Raw genomic sequence first — 17,241 nt, 5'->3', positions numbered from 1 at the left:
ATTTTTAGCCAGGTTATTTCTCCATGCTCAATGCCGACGCTCTCAATCAGTTGCGCCAGCTGAAAACCGATATCAAGCAGAACAAGGTGGTCTTCCCGGGTACCGTCAAGCCCACCAACGGGCGCTTCGGCTTTGTGGCCCTGGATGAAGGACGGGACGTGTTCCTGCCGCCCGAGGAAATGCAGAAGGTGCTGCCCGGCGACCGGGTAAACGTTACCGAACAGGAAGTGGAAAAGGGCAAAACCCAGGGCGTGGTGGACGAGCTTCTGGAATCGCACCTGACCACCTTCGTGGGCCGTTACCTGATCAAGGGCAAGGGCCACTTTGTGGCGCCGGAAACCCCGGGCATCAACCGCTGGATCTTCATTCCGCCGAAAGAGCGCATGAACGCCCAGCCGGACGACTTCATCTACTGCCAGATTCATCGCCACCCGTTCAAGGACGGCAAGGGCCAGGCCAAGGTACTTCGGGTTATCGGCAAGGCCGGTGAGCCGGGCATCGAACGGGCCTTCACCCTGGCCAACTTCGACCTGGCCGACGCCTGGCCGGACGAAGTGCAGAAGCAGGCCGATGCCCTGGGCGAAGAGTCTGTTTCCGCCCATACCGATGGCCGCGAAGACCGCACCGCACAGCCCTATGTAACCATCGACAGCCCGGGCACCCAGGACATGGACGATGCCCTGATGGCCACACCCAACGCCACCGGCTGGACCCTGTCCATTGCCATTGCCGACCCGACGGCGATGATTGAACCGGGCAGCCCGGCCGAGGAAGAAGCCTTCAACCGGGCCACGGCAATCTACTTCCCGGGCGAGCCGCTGCCCATGCTGCCAGACACCATCAGCACCCGCCTGTGCTCACTGATGCCGGATGTACCCCGGCTGGCGCTGGTGTGCGACCTACAGGTGAACAACGATGGCAGCCTGGGTGACTACAGCTTTCACCAGGCCACGATCTGCTCCAAGGGTAAGCTCAGCTACGAGCTGGTCTCGCACCTGATTGAAGGCCGGGAAGACGACGATATCAAGGCCCTGCCGGACGCGGTGGCCAACAGCCTGGACCAGCTGCACCAGGCCGCCACCGCCCTGCGTAAATGGCGCGCCGAACACGCACTGCTGAGCAACGACCGGCCGGAATTCCGCCTGCGGCTGGACGAGAACAAGCGCATCCGGCTGATCGAGCCTGCGGTCCAGAACGAAGCACACCGGCTGGTGGAAGAGTGCATGGTGGCGGCCAACCGCTGCGCCGCTGACTTCCTGAACCAGCAGGGGCAAGGGCTGTTTATCCAGCACCCGGGCCTGCGGGACGATCGGGCCGACAACATCCGCAAGCTGCTGGAAGGCTACGCGCCGCACCTGGCTGAGCACGATGCCAGCACCGCCGAAGGCTTCAAGGCCCTGATGAAACACACCGAGCAACTGGAAGCGGAAGTACCGGTTAAATCCATTCTGTCCCGCCAGCTGGCCCGGGCAGAGCTGGGTTTTGAAGCCGCGCCCCACCAGGGTATGGGGCTGGCCGCCTACACCACCTTTACCTCACCGCTGCGCAAGTTCTCGGATTTCTATGTACACCGGTTGATCAAGGCCGCGCTTTGGGATTGCCCCATCAAGGCCCTGAACAGCCAGCAGCTGGAAGCCCTGCAGAATACCCAGTTCCGCGCTCGCCAGGCCGCCAATACCCTGGAAACCTGGCTGAAGGCCGACTACGCCAAGACCCTGCCGGAAGACCCCATGGAAGGCACCATCAGCCGCACCATGCCCTCCGGTTTCTTTGTGCGGCTGGATTGCAACGGCCTGGAAGGGTTTGTCAGCTGCAAGGACCTGGACGGCAAGTTCAGCTTTGACCCGGTCACCCTGCGCCTGGTGCACAACAAGAACGGCCGCATCTTCCAGCTGGAACAGCGCGTAACCGTGAGCTTTACCGGGGTGGACGACGAGCGCCGGCAGATCAACTTCAAGCTGCTGAGCGTCGAAGAAATCCCCACTGGTACAGACAAAGAGGGCGGCTGACGCCGCCCTCTTACTTACTTCTCCAGCATTCTGGACAGGCGCTCATCCTTGGCGCGCCAGAGTTCGCCCAGCCAGTCTTTCATATTCCGGCGATGCTCGGCATCGCTGGAGTAGTCCCGCCCTTTCAGGTGCTCAGGAATGCTCCGGGTACTGATATCCAGCTGGATCTCCGGCACCCGACCACAGATGAAATCCCAGAAAGTGGGCGCCCCGTTGGGGTAGGCAATGGTGACGTCGACCAGCGTGTCGATGGAGTCGCCCATGGCATCCAGCACAAACGCCGCTCCGCCGGCCTTCGGCACCAGCAGGTGCTGGTAGGGTGATTTCTGTTTGTCGTGCTTGGCCTGGGTAAAGCGGGTGCCTTCGACAAAGTTCATCACGCTGACCGGGGTATAACGGAACTTCTCGCAGGCCTTGCGGGTAGCAATCAGGTCGTCACCGCGCTTTTCCGGATGCTTGATCAGGTACTCCCGGCTGTAGCGCTTCATGAACGGAAAATCCAGGCCCCACCAGGCCAGGCCGATCACTGGCACCCAGATCAGCTGCTGTTTGAGAAAGAACTTCAGAAACGGTGCCTTGCGGTTGAACACCCGCTGCATGGCCAGGATATCCACCCAGCTCTGGTGGTTACTTAACACCAGGTACCAGCTTTCGCGCTTGAGGTTTTCCGCACCGGTCACCTGCCAGCGGGTACCCTGGGTCAGTTTCATCCAGCCGGTATTGCAGGCCACCCAGGATTCCGACACCCAGATAATAGCCTTGGTGCACAGCACCCGGAAGCCCTTGTGGGGAACAATCAGTTTCAGGATAGCCGGAATGTACAACAGCAGGCACCAGAACAGGGTATTGATACCCAGCAGAATGGAATTGAGAATGCCGATCAGGGGCGCAGGCAGAAAACTCAGCATGGTAGTCCTGTTGTAGGTTGTTGGTTCCGAAGGCCTGCATCATAGCAATCACCGGGGCACTTGGGCAGTGGCCCGAAGTGACCATTGCGCCGGTCATCTGTGACGGATTTGCCATGGTGCCGGCACCACCGCCACCCTATCCTTACCCCATTCCCTGAACAGCAGTCGATAATGGAAGGCCCATGCCCAGTGTTCTGAAAACGGTCCGCAATACCGCCTCCGGCCTCACCCGGCAGGGTGCACTTTACGCCGGCAATGCCTTTGACCGGGTGTTCCGCGCCGCCAGCCTGGTACAGGCCGGGCAAACCCCTTTCGAAACCCTGCACAGTGACGGCCTGGTGAGCCTGCGTTATTACCCGCCGCTGCAGGAAGACTTCATCGAGCTGGACGGCATGGTGATTCCGGTGGAACGGAAAACCCACCGCACCCCGATTGTGATCATCCCGCCACTGGCGGTGAATATGCTGATCTACGATCTTTTCCCCCAGCGCAGCCTGGTGCGGTTCCTGCGGGCCAAGGGCTTCGAGGTGTACCTGATTGACTGGGGCATCCCGAAACGGGAACACACCCACTACAACATGCACACCTATGTGGCGGAGTTGCTGCCGGCCTACCTGAACCGGGTGCGCGACCACAGTGGCGAGCAGGAGTTGTCGCTGCATGGCTGGAGTATGGGCGGCATGTTCACCCTGTTCTATTCCGCCTTAAGCAAAGACCAGCATATCCGCAACGCCATCGTGCTGGGCCTGCCCATCGACAGCCATGCCTCGGGCGCCATCGGCTGGATGTACCAGCGCATTGCCGATGTGGCGGAGGTGGTGCGCAAGCGCACCGGGTTCAAGCTGCATGACCTGAAACCCCACTGGTTCTACACGCCTGGTTGGGCCAATACCATCGGCTTCAAGCTGACCAATCCGGTGGGCAGTGTGATGGGTTACTGGGAGCTGCTGGTGCGCCTGGGTGATCGGGAGTTTGTGACTAACCATGCCACGACGTCGGCGTTCCTGGACCGGATGGTGGCCTACCCGGGCGGGGTGATTCAGGACACGGTGGTGCGGGTGTGGATTGATAACCAGCTGGCGAAGGGGCGAATTCAGATCGGTGAGGATTTTGCGCGGCTGGAGAATGTGAATGCCAACTTACTGGCCATCGCCGGCCAGGAGGATACGTTGGCGACGCCGGGGGCGGCGAAGCGGGTGATGGACCATGTCAGCTCTGCGGACAAGACCTTCCGGGTGGCGCCGGGTGGGCATATGGGGATCCTGGCTGGGAGCAAGGCGCCGCGGGCTTCATGGTTGGAGCTTGCGGAGTGGCTTTCGGTTCGGTCTGACTGAATTGAGTTTTGGAGATTGCCGGCAGGTAGCAGGGGGGAGACTTTCCAAAGACCGCTCCTTGCGGCACATCCTTGTGGCGCTTCTGCTCCGCCTCTCAGTGCTAATTGCTCCTGCGTCGCACAGAGAGTCCTGGGCAGGCCATCCCTGGCCAGCCCGTGAAGCGCTAGCGCGCTCCACCCATGGCTCCGCACATTTTTGGAAAGTCTCCCCCCTGCTACCTGCCTCCGCCGACATCTTTAGAGCCTTCCTGCTCTTCTTACTACCTGTGGTTCTGGTCTTACAACGATGACTTGGGGGCTTTCCTGCCCTACACTTCCATCCATGAAATCCATTGATATATTGAACCTGGACTTGCGGTCTCTGGTGACCTTTCTGGCTGTGCTGGACGAGGGGAGTGTTTCCCGGGCGGCGGTTCGGCTTGGGGTTAGTCAGTCGGCGGTGAGTCATACCCTGGACCGGCTTCGGCAGGCGTTCGGGGATCCGTTGTTTGTGAAGTCCGGGCGGGGGATTGTGCCTACGGACTATGCCTTGCGCACCGGGCCTCATATCCGGCAGTTGCTGGACGATGTGCGCACGCTGCCTTCGGGGCCGCCGTTTGATCCGGCGACGGCGGAGTTTACGTTTACCGTTGCCGCCAACGACTATCAGCGGGATTTGTTGCTGCCGGGGTTGGCCGGGACTCTGCGGGAGCAGGCGCCGGGGATTCATTTGCAGGTGATTCCCTCCGGTATTCCCAATGCCGATCTGCTGCGCAAGGAGGCCTGTGACCTGGTGATCAGTCCGTTCGCGCCGGAGGCCACAGACATCATGCAGCGCGGGCTGATGGCGGACCGGATGGTGGTGTTTTACGACCAGAACGAACGACAAGCGCCGGCGGATCTGAAGGAGTACATGGCCGCGGACCACATCACCGTGCTGTTCGCCACCGGCGAAAAGCCAGGGCTCGACAGCACCATGGAAGCCCGCGGCATGAACCGGCACAGCGCGGTGACGGTGTCCAACTTCTCCGGGCTACCGGCGTTCCTCAAAGGCACCACCCTCCTCGCCTCCGCCCCCGAACGCATGAGCAACGGCCTGATGCGGGACTTCGAGTACGTGCCGCTGCCGTTCCAGTACAACCCGTTTACCCTGCTCATGCTCTGGCACCGCCGCCACCAGACCGACCCCGCCCACCGCTGGGTTCGTAACCAGGTGAATTCGGTGGCCGCCACCATGAATGGCTTGCACGCTTAATTAATCGATTTCATTCATATATTGCATGAAAGCTCAGGCCATTATTTTTCCCGACTGATCGCCCTAGACTTCCGCTTCACATGTCGCTTGTCAGGTTGGGGGACGGCTTTCCAAAACACGCTGTGAATACATCCTTGTACGCTCTGCTCCGCCATCCCTGGCTCCGCAAGGTTTTGGAAAGCCGTCCCCCAACCTGACACTCCACCGAAGTCAGGAACAAATGTGCTAGCACTAACAAGTATCTGGACAACCATTCTGCTGGCGGCTGCCGTGGCTCTCGCGCCCATGGCAATTGATATGTATCTGCCGGCACTGCCCCAGATCGGAGCCGATTTCAGCGCCGGCACCGATCAGGTCCAGCTTACCCTGAGCATTTACCTGATTGGCTTTGCCCTCGCCCAGCTCGTCTGCGGTCCACTGGCCGACCGCTTTGGCCGCAAGCCTGTGATGATCGGCGGCATGCTGCTGTTCGCCCTCGCCAGTGTCGGCTGCGCCCTGGCCAGCAACATCGAAACCCTGCAACTGTTCCGCTTCCTGCAAGCCCTGGGCGGCTCCGCCGGCCCGGTACTGGCACGCGCCATCGTGCGAGACGTTTACACTCCCAGAGACGCCACAAAAATCCTCGCCCTGCTCGCCGGCATGATGGCCCTGGCGCCGGCCATCGCGCCGACGCTCGGGGGCTTTATCGTTGCCTTTATGGACTGGCACTGGATCTTCATCGTCATGGCCGCCTACGCTCTGATCATGGTCGCCGTCATCGCCTTTGGCATCCCGGAACCCCTGCGCCCCGAACACCGCCAGCCGTTCCGCCTGTGCAGCCTGCTGCGTAACTACCGCCGCATCAGCACCGACAGGACCTTTATCGGTTACACCCTCACCAGTGCAGCCATCTACGGCGGCCTGTTCGCTTTCCTGTCCGGCTCCGCCTTCGTGCTGATCGACGTACTTGGCGTGGCCCCGGAACACTTCGGCCTGTACACCGCCCTCACCGCCGGCGGTTACGTGCTCGGTAACATGGCCTCCATCCGCCTGGCCAGCCGTTTCCAGCCGGACCAGATCCTGTTCTACGGCCTGATCATCACCGTCACCTCCGGCGCCACCATGGCCCTGCTGGCTTACCAGCAGGTATACAGCCCCTGGGCAGTCATCCTGCCCCAGGCCGTGTTCATGGCCGGAACTGGCATGGTGCTACCTCAAACCATGGCCGGCGCCCTGGCTAACCACCCTACAATGGCCGGCTCCGCCTCGGCCCTGCTCGGCTTCACCCAGATGACCAGCGCCGCCGGAGCCGGTGCCCTGGTAGGCTTGCTGCACGACGACACCCCGATGGTCATGGCCACCCTCATCGCCGGCTTCGCCGCCCTCGGCTTACTCGGCTACCTTCTGATGGTGCAACGCTACCCGGCACAAGACTTTAAAACTCAGAACGCCAGCTCCTGAACGAATAGCCCCACAAACCGCATGGATGAAAACTCATCCAAACTAGGCTACATAGAGTAAGTACAAATTCCCGAAACCAATCAGCAAGGAGCAAACCATGGCGAACAACGTAACCCTGGACGGCAACCCCATCGAAATCGACGGCAAATTCCCCCAGTCCGGTGACAACGCAGCCCCGTTCACACTGACCAGCAGCGGCCTGGAAGAAGTGAAACTCGATAACTGGGCCGGCAAGCGCAAAATCCTGAACATCATCCCCAGCATCGACACCGGCGTCTGCGCCGCCAGCACCCGAAAATTCAACGAAAAAGCCGGTGGCCTCGACAACACCGTCGTCCTCGTCGTCTCCGCCGACCTACCCTTCGCCGCCTCCCGCTTCTGCGGCGCCGAAGGCCTGGACAACGTGGAAACCCTGTCCACCTTCCGCAACTACGCCTTCCAGCAAGACTACGGCGTAGCCATCCAGAACGGCCCCCTCGCCGGCCTGTGCGCCCGTGCGGTAGTGGTTCTGGACGAAAATAACAAAGTTATCCACAGCGAACTGGTCAGCGAGATCAAGAACGAGCCGGATTATGATGCGGCGCTGAAAGTACTTTGATACCCCCAGCCCCGACCGAACCGCCTCTCGCTCTGGAGTGATGGCGGTTTCCCCCCAGTGCTGGGACGAAGGGGAGGGGATGGCTTTCCAAAACTGTGCGGAGCCATGGATGGCGGAGCTCAAGCGTCACATGGGCTCAGCCGAGCGCTCATGAAGCGAAGCTTCATGCGACAACTGAGCGACCGCAATCTGTGATTGCGGGCCGGACCCCGCAGGGGTGCCGAAGGAGCGTGTTTTGGAAAGCCATCCCCTCCCCTTTGCATGCACCAAAAGCCAGACCTGTTAGAATCCCGCCACACTCAGAACCAAGGCACCCAACTCGACGTGCACAAAAACCTGCAAAACGCCTCCCTGGGCCGCCAGCTCTACCACATGACCTGGCCCATGCTGTTCGGCGTGCTCTCCCTGATGACCTTCCAGCTCACCGACAGCTTCTTCGTCGGCCAACTTGGCCGGGACCCACTGGCAGCCCTGGGCTTCACCGTGCCCATGCAACAACTGGTCAGCGGCATGTACGTGGGCCTGGGCATCGCCACCACCGCCATCATCTCCCGAACCCTCGGCCAGGGCGAAGACCTGCGCGCCCAGCGCCTCGGCGGCCTGGTGATCGCCATTGGCGCCGGCCTTGCGCTGACGCTTTGCCTGTCGGTCTGGCTACTGCAAAGCGTGATCCTGGACCTGCTTGGAGCCGAACAGGCCCTGCGCCCGGTGATTCGCGAATACTGGGCACCCTGGCTGCTGTCGGCCTGGACCGGCGCCATGGTGTACTTCAGCTACGCCGTATGCCGGGCCAACGGCGACACCCGCCTGCCCGGCTACATGATGATCATCACCAGCCTGCTCAACATCGCCCTGGATCCGCTGTATATCTTTGTCTTCGGCTGGGGCCTGCCCGGTGCCGCCTGGGCTACCATCACCGCGTTCAGCATCGGCGCCCTGATTGTGTTTCCCACCTTGCTCAAACGGGCCTGGCTGCGCTTTGACCTGCTCCAGCTGCAACTGGCCCAGGCTGTCCGCCAGCTGGGTGGCATCATGGCCCCGGCGATGGTCAGCCAGCTGATGCCACCCATCTCGGCCATGCTGGCCACCGCCCTGGTGGCCAGCTTTGGTTCCGCCGCCGTGGCGGCCTGGGGCCTGGGTACCCGGCTGGAGTTTTTTTCCATTGTGGTGGTGCTGGCGCTGACCATGTCCATGCCGCCGATGATCGGGCGTATGCTCGGGGCCGGTGAGCTGGAGAATATCCGCAAACTGGTGCGTATTGCCGTGCGCTTTATCCTGGGCTGGCAGTTGTTTATCGGGCTGGTGTGGCTGGGCGCCTCGGGCGTGGTATCAACCCTGTTCAGCCCGGATGCCGATGTACAGGACACTCTGCTGAGCTATCTGCTGCGGGTGCCGCTGAGTTACAGCGGGCTGGGAGTGTGCATTCTGATGGTGTCGGTGAACAACGCCCTGGGCATGCCCATGCGGGCGCTGCTGATTTCCACCTTGAGGCTGTTTACCTGCTACCTGCCGCTGCTTTGGATTGGCGGGCAGGTATCCGGGCTGACCGGCCTGATGACCGGCGCGCTGATTGGCAACCTGCTGGCCGGTGCCATGGCCTATAGCCTGTACCGGCAAGGTATGAACCGGCTGCGCCGGCCCGCATGATGCAGCTCAGGCGAAGCGGGCGCGGAAGCTCTCGGGCATGGGGGTGACTTCGCGGGTTTTGTAGTTAAAGAACACAAAGCCGTATTTGGCCAGGGCAACGGGCTGGCCGCTGTCGGCCTTGGTCACCCGGAATACGAAGTCGCCGCCGTATTTGTTGAAGTCCATGAGGCCCACTTCAAAGCGCAGCATGTCCGGGTAGAAGGATTCGCCCTGGTACATGGTCGCCAGGTCGGTGACGATGATGCCTGAGCCGTCCTCGCCGCCTTCTTCAACGCCGTATTCCACCAGGAACTGTGCACGGGCTTCGGAGAGCATGGAGATCAGGGCGTCGTTGCCCAGGTGGTTGGCGCCGTTGATGTCGGTGATTCTGACCGGCATCCTTGTTTCGAAGCAGAAGGCGTTGTCCGGGAATTCGAGTTTGATTCTGGCCACGGCAGGGATCCTTGGTTTGCGCTTTGGTGTTGGGGCTGCATCATACTCCTACCTTTGTCCCTTCTCATCCTGCGGGTTATTCGGGTATCTTGCTTTGTATCCCTGCGCTTGATATTGCGGTGTAAGCGGCGATTGGCGGTAGGCCTTCCAAAACACGCTCCTTCGGCACATCCATGTGACGCTTGGGCTCCGCCATCCATGGCTCCGCACAGTTTTGGAAGGCCTACCGCCAATCCCCGCCCAGACCCCGTGCGCGCACCTTTTGATATTCAAAAACAAGAGTACGTTATGAACGTTCGCCCTGCGGCCACCCTGGCTCTGACCCGAGATACTGACAACGGCATTGAAGTCCTGCTCCTGCAACGCACCTGGGAGGCAGTGTTTCTGCCGGGGTATTTTGTGTTCCCCGGCGGGGCGGTTAACCAACAGGAGCCGGAGGCGCGGGCGCATTCGATCGGGGTTGAAGATGCTGACATCAGTCAGACCATGAGCCTGGATGAGGGCGGCGCGGATTATATGTTGGCGGCGGTTCGGGAGTGTTTTGAGGAGGCGGGGATTCTGCTGGCTCAGGAGGGTTCCGGGAAGCTGGTGGATTCCGGTCATGCGGTGCATGGTGAGCGGTTTGCGTTGTTCCGGGAGGAGGTTTCGCTGGCGCAGTTGTGTGAGAAGCATCAGCTGACGTTGCCGCTGGACCGGCTGGCGTATCTGAGCCACTGGGTGACCCCGCCTGGGCCGCCGCGGCGGTTTGATACGCGGTTTTTTGTGGCGGTGGCGCCGGAGGGTCAGGTTGCCAGTCATGATGGCACCGAGACCATTGACCATGTGTGGATTTCGCCGGCCCAGGCGCTGGAGGAGCATCGGGGCGGGCAGCGGTTGTTGGGGTTGCCGACGATTCGCACGTTGCGGGTGTTGTGTGATTTCAGCACCACCGCCGAGCTGATGCGCTATGCCCACGCCAATCCGCCGGAGGCATTTCCGACCGACCCGTGGCCGGCGCTTCGCAAGGGCCAGCCGGTGCTGCTGGAGCCCAATGCCCCAGCCTACGACGAAGCGGTGAAGCTGGATCCGGAAGGCGAAGGGTCCACCCGGGCTGAGATTGTGCCAGGTGAGCCGGTGGAGGTAGCAGCTGGTGTGGTGCGGCTGACGGCGCCGAATCCGGGCATGATGACCGGGCCGGGTACCAACACCTACATTCTGGGCCATGAGCGGTTTACGGTGATTGATCCGGGGCCGGCGAACGAGGCTCACATCGAGCGGATTCTGGAGCTGACTGGCGGGGTGGTGGATCAGGTGCTGACCACCCATACCCATATGGACCATTCGCCGGCGGCCCGGGTTTTGAAGGAACGCACCGGCTGCCGGGTGTTCGGCTGGCCGGCGCCGGATGCGCCCAGCCACGACAAGGCGTTCACCCCGGACGATGAACCGGGGCATGAGGACCTGATTGTTACCGAGGCCGGGGTTCTGAAGGTGTTGCACACGCCCGGCCACGCTTCGAACCATCTGTGTTTTCTGTTGCTGGAGCAGGAGTTGCTGTTCGCCGGCGACCACATCATGCAAGGCTCAACGGTGGTGATCAATCCGCCGGACGGCGATATGAAGGCGTATGTGGAGTCTTTGTACGAACTGCTGGAAGAGCCGGTACGGTTTATTGCCCCCGCCCACGGCTTTCTGATGGGCAAGCCGGAGGCGGTGATTGATTATCTGATCACCCACCGGTTGTCACGGGAACACAAGATTTTCCGGGCGCTGGAAGCCCTGGCACCGGTTTCCCTTAAAGATCTCACCGCCAAGGCCTATGACGATGTACCCGCGGCCATTCATGGCCTGGCGGCCCGTTCGGCCCTGGCGCACCTGCTGAAACTGGAGGCCGAGCACAGGGCGTTCCAGAAGGATGAGCTCTGGCACACTGTGCACCCGGCCTGACCGACGGGCTACTTCTTGGCGATCACCCAGACGGCGTGAACAATACCCGGGATATAACCGAGCAGGGTGAGCACAATGTTAATCCAGAAGTGCTTGCCGATACCTACCTGTAAAAAAACACCTAACGGCGGTAACAGAATCGCAATCAGAATTCGCAAAAGGTCCATACAGTTATCTCCTTGGTGAGCGTATAACGGTTCATATCATTGCAAGATAGCACTGTTATACACAACAGGCCGGCCAATATCCGGCCATGAATCATGAAAGTGGCATTAAAGCTTCGTCACAGCGGTATTCATGACACCCCGCGGGCCCTATGCTTGGGCCGATTGGTCAAGGTACTTGAGGACTTATGCTGTTTCCCAAACGCGACTACTCCGCAAACCACACCCTGCTCACCTGCTTTTTGCTGGCGCTGGTGCCAATGGGCGCTGTTGCTGATGCCCGCAGCTCTCAGACCGGTACGGCGCTGCCGGCCCCACTGATCGCGCAGCTCGCGGAAGATGAAAATGTCGAAGATGTGGTTCAGTCCGAGCCGCGCAAGATTGCCCCCAACGTCGACTTGAAGAAAGTGGCGCCCATGCCGGAACCGGAGCCAGAATCGGAATCGGAACTGGCAGGGCCCGAACCGGTACCCTCGGAAACCTTCACCCTGCTGGGCAAGGAAGTCTTGCCCGGAACCTCTACCCGCCTGGCATGGTCCCCTAATATCCAGATTGCCGGGCTGTCCCAGACTACGCCGGTTCTGGTGGTGAACGGTGCTCACACCGGCCCCACCCTGTGCCTGACCGGCGCGATTCACGGTGACGAACTGAACGGTATCGAAATCGTGCGCCGGGCCATGTACGACCTGGACCCGGCCAAGCTGAGCGGCCGCGTGGTGGGAGTTCCCATCGTCAACCTGAGCGGTTTCCAGCAGGGCAGCCGTTACCTGCCAGACCGGCGAGACCTCAACCGGTACTTCCCCGGCCGCCCCGACGGCACCCTGGCAGACCGGATTGCCCATTCCCTGTTCACCGATGTAATCGGCCACTGCGACATGCTGGTGGATATCCACACCGGTTCCCTCAAGCGTACCAACCTGCCCCAGCTGCGGGCCGATATGAACAACCCGGAAGTGGCCGAGTTCACCCGGGGCTTTGATCGCATGGCGGTGGTGCACAGCAGCGGTTCACCGGGCATGCTGCGCACGGCTGCGGTCAACGCGGGCATTCGCGCGGTAACCCTGGAAGCGGGGGAATCGCTCCGCATCCAGGAACACCAGATTGAAGCCGGCGTAAACAGCCTCAACAGCCTGATGGAAAAGCACGGCATGATTTCCCGGATGTTTGTCTGGGGCGATCCGCAGCCGGTTTACTACGACTCCACCTGGATTCGCGCCCAGCATGGCGGCATTCTGTTCAGCGATGTGGATCTGGGTGACCGGATTTCCGAGGGTGAAATCCTCGGCTACGTGGCTGACCCGATCACCAACGAACAATACCCCATCCGCTCGAATTCCAACGGCCGGGTAATCGGTATGGCGGTAGACCAGGTGGTGATGGCCGGCTTTGCCGCCTACCACATTGGTACGGAGGCAGAAGTCCCGGGAGAGTAGTATGCTAGGCGTTTGATGCACTGATCCCAAGGACTCTCCGTGGCTGCAGATAACGCCGGCATGCTGTCGAAAATTCCGGGCCTGGCCTATATCGGCCTGGTGCTGACGCCGCTGTTCTGGGCCGGCAATGCCGTGGTCGCCCGGGCTACCGTGGAACACATTCCGCCGTTGTCCATGTCGTTCTGGCGCTGGGTGATCGCCCTGGCACTGATCCTGCCATTCGGGCTACCCGGGCTTTGGCGGCACCGGCAGGTGATCCGCCAGCACCTGGTGACACTTCTGGTGCTGGCCACCTTCAGCGTAGCGGCCTTCAACTCCCTGCTGTATTACGCGGCGATGACCACCACCGCCACCAACATCGCCCTGATCAATTCCACCATCCCGATCTTTGTCGCCCTGCTGGCCTGGCTGTTGCTGGGGGAACGCACGCGGCCGGTCCAGGCCCTGGGTATCGGGCTGGCCATTGTCGGCATACTGATCGTGATCGGGCGGGGGGATCTTCGGATTATTGCCCAGCTGCAAGCCCAGCCCGGGGACCTGATCATGGTGGCGGCGGTGTTCAGCTGGGGCGTGTTCTCGGTGCTGCTGCGCAAACACGTCGTGCCCCTGCCGGCGCTGACCTTTCTGACCGCCCAGATTCTGCTGGGCACCCTGGTCATCCTGCCGTTCTATCTGGGTGACCTGCTGTGGTTCAGCGGCGGTTTCGAACTGTCCGGAAGCACCGCCCTGCCACTGGCGTTCTTTGCCATCTTCCCGGGCATTCTGGCCTACGCGTTCTGGAACCACGCCGTGCACGAAATCGGCCCCGCCAACGCAGCCATTTTCATGTACCTGACGCCGGTGTTTGCTTCCATCCTCGCCATCCTGTTCCTGGGTGAGACACTGGGGCTTTTCCACCTGTTCGGCGCCCTGCTGATCCTGGCCGGCCTGCTGCTGGCCACCCGGGTGGTGCGGCGGTCGCCGGTTTACCAGGAGTAGGCGTCAGCGCTGGTTCAGGGCGGATTCAATACGCTCCAGCACCTGCGCCAGAACGGCTCTGGGGCAACCGATATTCAGGCGCATGAAGCCACTGCCCGGCTCACCAAAGGAAATACCCGGGTTCATGCCCACCCCGGCTTGCTGCACGAAGAATTTTTTCAGCCCGGTATCATCCAGCCCCAGCGCCCGGCAATCCAGCCACATCAGGTAGGTGCCTTCGGGCCGGGATACCTTGATTCCCGGTAGCCGCTCCGCCACCTGGCCATGCACGTAATCCCGGTTGGCCTGCAAATAGGCCATCAACTGATCCAGCCACTGCGCCCCGTGGCGGTATCCGGCTTCAAAACCGGTCACGCTGAACGGGTTGCACTGGGGCAGGTGCATGGAATCAAACACCGCCTTCATGGCCTGGCGCTGCCCGGGGTCGGCAATCACCAGGGCAGACAGCCCGAGGCCCGGCATATTGAAGGTTTTACTGGGGGCTACGGCGGTGACCACCGCGTCCTCCGGCCCGGCCAGTTTGGCCAGCACGGTATGAGCCGGCTTGTCGGGAAAAGTCAGGTCACAGTGGATTTCATCCGAGAGAATCACCAGCTGGTGCCGGCGGGCAATATCCAGCACCGCTTCCAGCTCTTCCTCCGACCAGACCCGGCCCACCGGGTTGTGAGGGGAGCAGAGCATCAGAACCCGGGCATCGGCCCGGGCGGCACACTGCTCCAGGTGTTCCAGGTCCATCCGGTACTGGCCGCTGGTTTCATCCAGCCACAGCGGGTTCTCGATCACTTCCCGGCCGCTGTCCCGCACCGAGCTGAAGAACGGCGGGTAAACCGGTGGCTGGATAATCACACCCTCACCGGGCCCGGCGTAGGCCATGCAGGCGGCATGCAGTGACGGCACCACCCCCGGCGCCATCAGAATCCAGTCCCGCTCGATGTGCCAGCCGTGGCGATTGGCAAACCAGTCGATCATGGCCTGGTAGAGGCTGTCCGGAAACAGTGTGTAGCCGTACACGGGATGCTCGGCCCGGGCTTTCAGGGCCTGGGTGACCGCCTCCGGGGCGGCGAAATCCATGTCCGCTACCCACACCGGGATCACATCCTCCCGGCCGAACACGGCCCGGCGCACATCGAACTTCACGGAATGGGTGTTTTCCCTCGGGATCGGCTGGTCAAAATCCGCAATCACAGGCGTTCTCCATTGATGGTTTTTCGCTGCCCGATACCAACGGCCACTTGCCCAATGGCCGGGGACTTGCGAACCTGTCGGCTTTGCTAACAGGCCGCTTCGGCACTCGCTATCGGAACCCGCTATGATCGCGCAAATCCTGTCCACCATGCTACCGGTGTTCCTGATCGCCGGCTGCGGAGCCCTGTATGGCCGCTACCGCACGCCCGATATCCAGGGCCTGAACGTGCTGAATATCGAGCTGTTTGTGCCCATGCTGGTGTTTGCGGTGCTCGCCGACCAGCAGGCTCCCTTGCAGGAATACGGCGGGCTGGCACTGGCCGCCACGGTGATTGTGCTTGGCTCCGGGGTTGTGCTCTACCCGCTGGCCAGGGCCCTGGACCTGAACCTGAAAACCTTCCTGCCCCCCATGATGTTCAACAACTCCGGCAACATGGGCATCCCCCTGCTGGTGCTGGCCTTTGGCGAAGCAGCGCTGCCGGCCGCCATTGTGCTGTTTATCGTGGAAATGCTGCTGCACTTCTCGGTGGGCCTGTACATGCTCGACCCCCATACCTCGATCGTGAAACGTCTGCGCCTGCCCATCGTATTTGCCAGTATTGCCGGCCTGGCGGTGAATTTCAGTGGCGTAGCCCTGCCCGGCTGGCTGCTGGAAACCCTGAACATGCTGGGCGGCGTGTGCATTCCGCTGATGCTGTTTGCCCTGGGGGTGCGCATGCTGGATGTGGACTTCAGCGACTGGAAACTGGGGCTGATCGGCGCCATCGCCTGCCCCGCCAGCGGGCTGCTGCTGGCCTGGCCGATGATTGCCATGCTCGACCTGCCGGGCCTTCAGGTCGCCAGCCTGTGGGTGTTCGCGGCACTGCCGCCGGCGGTACTGAACTACATGGTGGCAGAGCAGTACCGGCAGGAACCCCACAAGGTGGCATCGCTGGTATTATTGAGCAACCTCGGCAGCCTGGTGGTAATGCCGGTGGTGCTCGGGCTGGTATTTTCCGCCGGCTACGTCTAACCGGGTTTCAACGCACGATTTCGATTTACCAGGTACGGTATTCCATGTCTGAAGCAGTAGCAGTTGTTCGCGCCTCCCGCCCCAATTTCCTGGTACTGGCACCGCTGTGTGTCGGGCTCGGGCTGGCCGTGGCCTGGCAACAGGGTGAACCACCCGCCTTGCTGGATACCCTGCTGGTGTTCATCGGCGCGGTTCTGGCCCATGCCGCCGTTAACCTGCTGAACGAGTATGAAGACTTTGTCTCGGGCCTCGACCTGACCACCCGGCGAACGCCGTTTTCCGGCGGCAGCGGAGCCCTGCCGGAAACCCCCTCGGCGGCCAAAAGGGTGCTCCTGGCCGCCCTTGGCACCCTGGCCCTGGTGATTGCCATTGGCCTGTATTTTCTGTGGCTGCGCGGCCTGCCGATGTTTGTGCTGGGCGCCGCCGGCGTAATGCTGGTACTCACCTACACTCGCTGGATTACCCGCTCCCCCTGGCTGTGCCTGCTGGCCCCCGGTATCGGCTTTGGCCCGGTGATGGTGCTGGGTGCACTGATTGCCCTGGGCGCCCGTCTGGATGCCACCGCACTGGTGTGCGCCGGCGTCGCCCTGCTGCTGGTGAGCGAGCTGCTGCTGATCAACCAGATCCCCGATGCCGAGGCCGACCGCAAAGCCGGCCGCCGGCACCTGGTGATCACCCTGGGCCCCCGCGCCGCCAGCAAGCTGGTCGCAGCACTGTTGTTGGGCAGCTTCGGGCTTATTGCCACTGCCGCCTGGCTCAACCTGATACCAGCCTGGAGCCTGCTGGCGCTGCTGCCACTGCCCGTTGCACTGTGGCTGAGCCGGCAACTGCCAGCGTGCCTGGATAACCCCGCCGCGCTGAATCAGGTACTCGGTGCCAACGTCGCCGTACTGCTGTCCACTCTGGCCTTGCTGGTGCTGGGCATCAGCCTCTGAAAGCCGG

General features: G+C 61.7%; 15 protein-coding genes. 11 read left to right on the top strand and 4 right to left on the bottom strand.

Features of this window, described 5'->3' with window-relative positions:
• The first annotated feature begins 23 nt into the window (after positions 1 to 23).
• Entirely contained in the window at positions 24 to 2,009 is a 1,986-nt protein-coding gene (locus tag B9Q17_RS08090; protein ID WP_094624826.1) for a ribonuclease R family protein, read from the top strand.
• Positions 2,010 to 2,023: 14 nt separating this feature from the next.
• On the opposite strand, the gene B9Q17_RS08085 is transcribed toward B9Q17_RS08090, so the two are convergent.
• Positions 2,024 to 2,917 carry a 1-acylglycerol-3-phosphate O-acyltransferase, YihG family gene (locus B9Q17_RS08085; RefSeq protein WP_094624825.1) on the bottom strand — a complete coding sequence of 298 codons (894 nt, stop codon included), beginning with the start codon at positions 2,915 to 2,917 and terminating at the stop codon, positions 2,024 to 2,026.
• 182 nt (positions 2,918 to 3,099) lie between these two features.
• Here B9Q17_RS08085 and B9Q17_RS08080 point away from each other — a divergent pair, with 182 nt between their 5' ends.
• The 5 genes from B9Q17_RS08080 to B9Q17_RS08060 all read left to right on the top strand — a co-directional run bounded on the left by B9Q17_RS08080 (position 3,100) and on the right by B9Q17_RS08060 (position 9,169).
• Complete coding sequence (locus tag B9Q17_RS08080; protein WP_094624824.1) at positions 3,100 to 4,251, top strand: alpha/beta fold hydrolase; 1,152 nt, start codon at positions 3,100 to 3,102, stop codon at positions 4,249 to 4,251.
• A gap of 321 nt (positions 4,252 to 4,572) precedes the next feature.
• Positions 4,573 to 5,484: a LysR family transcriptional regulator gene (locus B9Q17_RS08075; protein ID WP_094624823.1), complete on the top strand. Its 912-nt coding sequence runs from the start codon at positions 4,573 to 4,575 to the stop codon at positions 5,482 to 5,484.
• A 222-nt stretch (positions 5,485 to 5,706) separates the two neighbouring features.
• Positions 5,707 to 6,924, top strand: coding sequence for a Bcr/CflA family multidrug efflux MFS transporter (locus tag B9Q17_RS08070; RefSeq protein WP_094624822.1), 1,218 nt, complete (start codon positions 5,707 to 5,709; stop codon positions 6,922 to 6,924).
• Between the two features lie 97 nt (positions 6,925 to 7,021).
• Positions 7,022 to 7,522, top strand: a complete 501-nt coding sequence (gene tpx, locus B9Q17_RS08065) for a thiol peroxidase (RefSeq protein ID WP_094624821.1) — start codon at positions 7,022 to 7,024, stop codon at positions 7,520 to 7,522.
• 324 nt (positions 7,523 to 7,846) lie between these two features.
• Positions 7,847 to 9,169 carry an MATE family efflux transporter gene (locus tag B9Q17_RS08060; RefSeq protein ID WP_244177345.1) on the top strand — a complete coding sequence of 441 codons (1,323 nt, stop codon included), beginning with the start codon at positions 7,847 to 7,849 and terminating at the stop codon, positions 9,167 to 9,169.
• 6 nt (positions 9,170 to 9,175) lie between these two features.
• On the opposite strand, the gene B9Q17_RS08055 is transcribed toward B9Q17_RS08060, so the two are convergent.
• Positions 9,176 to 9,601: a thioesterase family protein gene (locus tag B9Q17_RS08055; protein WP_022989316.1), complete on the bottom strand. Its 426-nt coding sequence runs from the start codon at positions 9,599 to 9,601 to the stop codon at positions 9,176 to 9,178.
• Between the two features lie 288 nt (positions 9,602 to 9,889).
• Here B9Q17_RS08055 and B9Q17_RS08050 point away from each other — a divergent pair, with 288 nt between their 5' ends.
• A complete protein-coding gene (locus tag B9Q17_RS08050; protein WP_094624820.1) occupies positions 9,890 to 11,527 on the top strand; it encodes an MBL fold metallo-hydrolase in 1,638 nt (545 codons plus the stop codon).
• An 8-nt stretch (positions 11,528 to 11,535) separates the two neighbouring features.
• Here the strand turns inward: B9Q17_RS08050 and B9Q17_RS08045 are convergent, their stop codons facing one another.
• On the bottom strand, positions 11,536 to 11,694 hold the full coding sequence (locus B9Q17_RS08045; protein ID WP_022989318.1) for a YqaE/Pmp3 family membrane protein: 159 nt from the start codon (positions 11,692 to 11,694) through the stop codon (positions 11,536 to 11,538).
• A 185-nt stretch (positions 11,695 to 11,879) separates the two neighbouring features.
• Between B9Q17_RS08045 and B9Q17_RS08040 the strand changes: the two genes are divergently transcribed.
• The gene (locus B9Q17_RS08040) at positions 11,880 to 13,124 is read left to right on the top strand and encodes a succinylglutamate desuccinylase/aspartoacylase family protein (RefSeq protein WP_425268612.1); all 1,245 of its coding nucleotides are present in this window, start codon (positions 11,880 to 11,882) and stop codon (positions 13,122 to 13,124) included.
• A 39-nt stretch (positions 13,125 to 13,163) separates the two neighbouring features.
• On the top strand, positions 13,164 to 14,102 hold the full coding sequence (locus B9Q17_RS08035; RefSeq protein WP_244177344.1) for a DMT family transporter: 939 nt from the start codon (positions 13,164 to 13,166) through the stop codon (positions 14,100 to 14,102).
• 3 nt (positions 14,103 to 14,105) lie between these two features.
• Here the strand turns inward: B9Q17_RS08035 and B9Q17_RS08030 are convergent, their stop codons facing one another.
• Positions 14,106 to 15,284: a MalY/PatB family protein gene (locus B9Q17_RS08030; RefSeq protein WP_425268613.1), complete on the bottom strand. Its 1,179-nt coding sequence runs from the start codon at positions 15,282 to 15,284 to the stop codon at positions 14,106 to 14,108.
• Positions 15,285 to 15,411: 127 nt separating this feature from the next.
• Between B9Q17_RS08030 and B9Q17_RS08025 the strand changes: the two genes are divergently transcribed.
• Both B9Q17_RS08025 and B9Q17_RS08020 read left to right on the top strand, forming a co-directional pair.
• Positions 15,412 to 16,299 carry an AEC family transporter gene (locus tag B9Q17_RS08025; RefSeq protein WP_094624984.1) on the top strand — a complete coding sequence of 296 codons (888 nt, stop codon included), beginning with the start codon at positions 15,412 to 15,414 and terminating at the stop codon, positions 16,297 to 16,299.
• A 44-nt stretch (positions 16,300 to 16,343) separates the two neighbouring features.
• Positions 16,344 to 17,234, top strand: coding sequence for a prenyltransferase (locus B9Q17_RS08020; RefSeq protein WP_094624818.1), 891 nt, complete (start codon positions 16,344 to 16,346; stop codon positions 17,232 to 17,234).
• The last annotated feature ends 7 nt before the right edge of the window (positions 17,235 to 17,241 follow it).

Source organism: Marinobacter vinifirmus (genome assembly GCF_002258215.1).
Lineage (GTDB): Bacteria > Pseudomonadota > Gammaproteobacteria > Pseudomonadales > Oleiphilaceae > Marinobacter > Marinobacter vinifirmus.
Note: the sequence above shows the minus strand (reverse complement) of the source record. Positions and strands in the feature narration are given on the sequence as shown.

Excerpts from the sequence above, each read along its gene's own strand:
- B9Q17_RS08090 (WP_094624826.1), top strand. The coding sequence starts at position 24 with ATGCTCAATGCCGACGCTCTCAATCAGTTGCGCCAGCTGAAAACCGAT.
- B9Q17_RS08085 (WP_094624825.1), bottom strand. The coding sequence starts at position 2,917 with ATGCTGAGTTTTCTGCCTGCGCCCCTGATCGGCATTCTCAATTCCATT.
- B9Q17_RS08080 (WP_094624824.1), top strand. The coding sequence starts at position 3,100 with ATGCCCAGTGTTCTGAAAACGGTCCGCAATACCGCCTCCGGCCTCACC.
- B9Q17_RS08075 (WP_094624823.1), top strand. The coding sequence starts at position 4,573 with ATGAAATCCATTGATATATTGAACCTGGACTTGCGGTCTCTGGTGACC.
- tpx (WP_094624821.1), top strand. The coding sequence starts at position 7,022 with ATGGCGAACAACGTAACCCTGGACGGCAACCCCATCGAAATCGACGGC.
- B9Q17_RS08050 (WP_094624820.1), top strand. The coding sequence starts at position 9,890 with ATGAACGTTCGCCCTGCGGCCACCCTGGCTCTGACCCGAGATACTGAC.
- B9Q17_RS08045 (WP_022989318.1), bottom strand. The coding sequence starts at position 11,694 with ATGGACCTTTTGCGAATTCTGATTGCGATTCTGTTACCGCCGTTAGGT.
- B9Q17_RS08040 (WP_425268612.1), top strand. The coding sequence starts at position 11,880 with ATGCTGTTTCCCAAACGCGACTACTCCGCAAACCACACCCTGCTCACC.
- B9Q17_RS08025 (WP_094624984.1), top strand. The coding sequence starts at position 15,412 with ATGATCGCGCAAATCCTGTCCACCATGCTACCGGTGTTCCTGATCGCC.
- B9Q17_RS08020 (WP_094624818.1), top strand. The coding sequence starts at position 16,344 with ATGTCTGAAGCAGTAGCAGTTGTTCGCGCCTCCCGCCCCAATTTCCTG.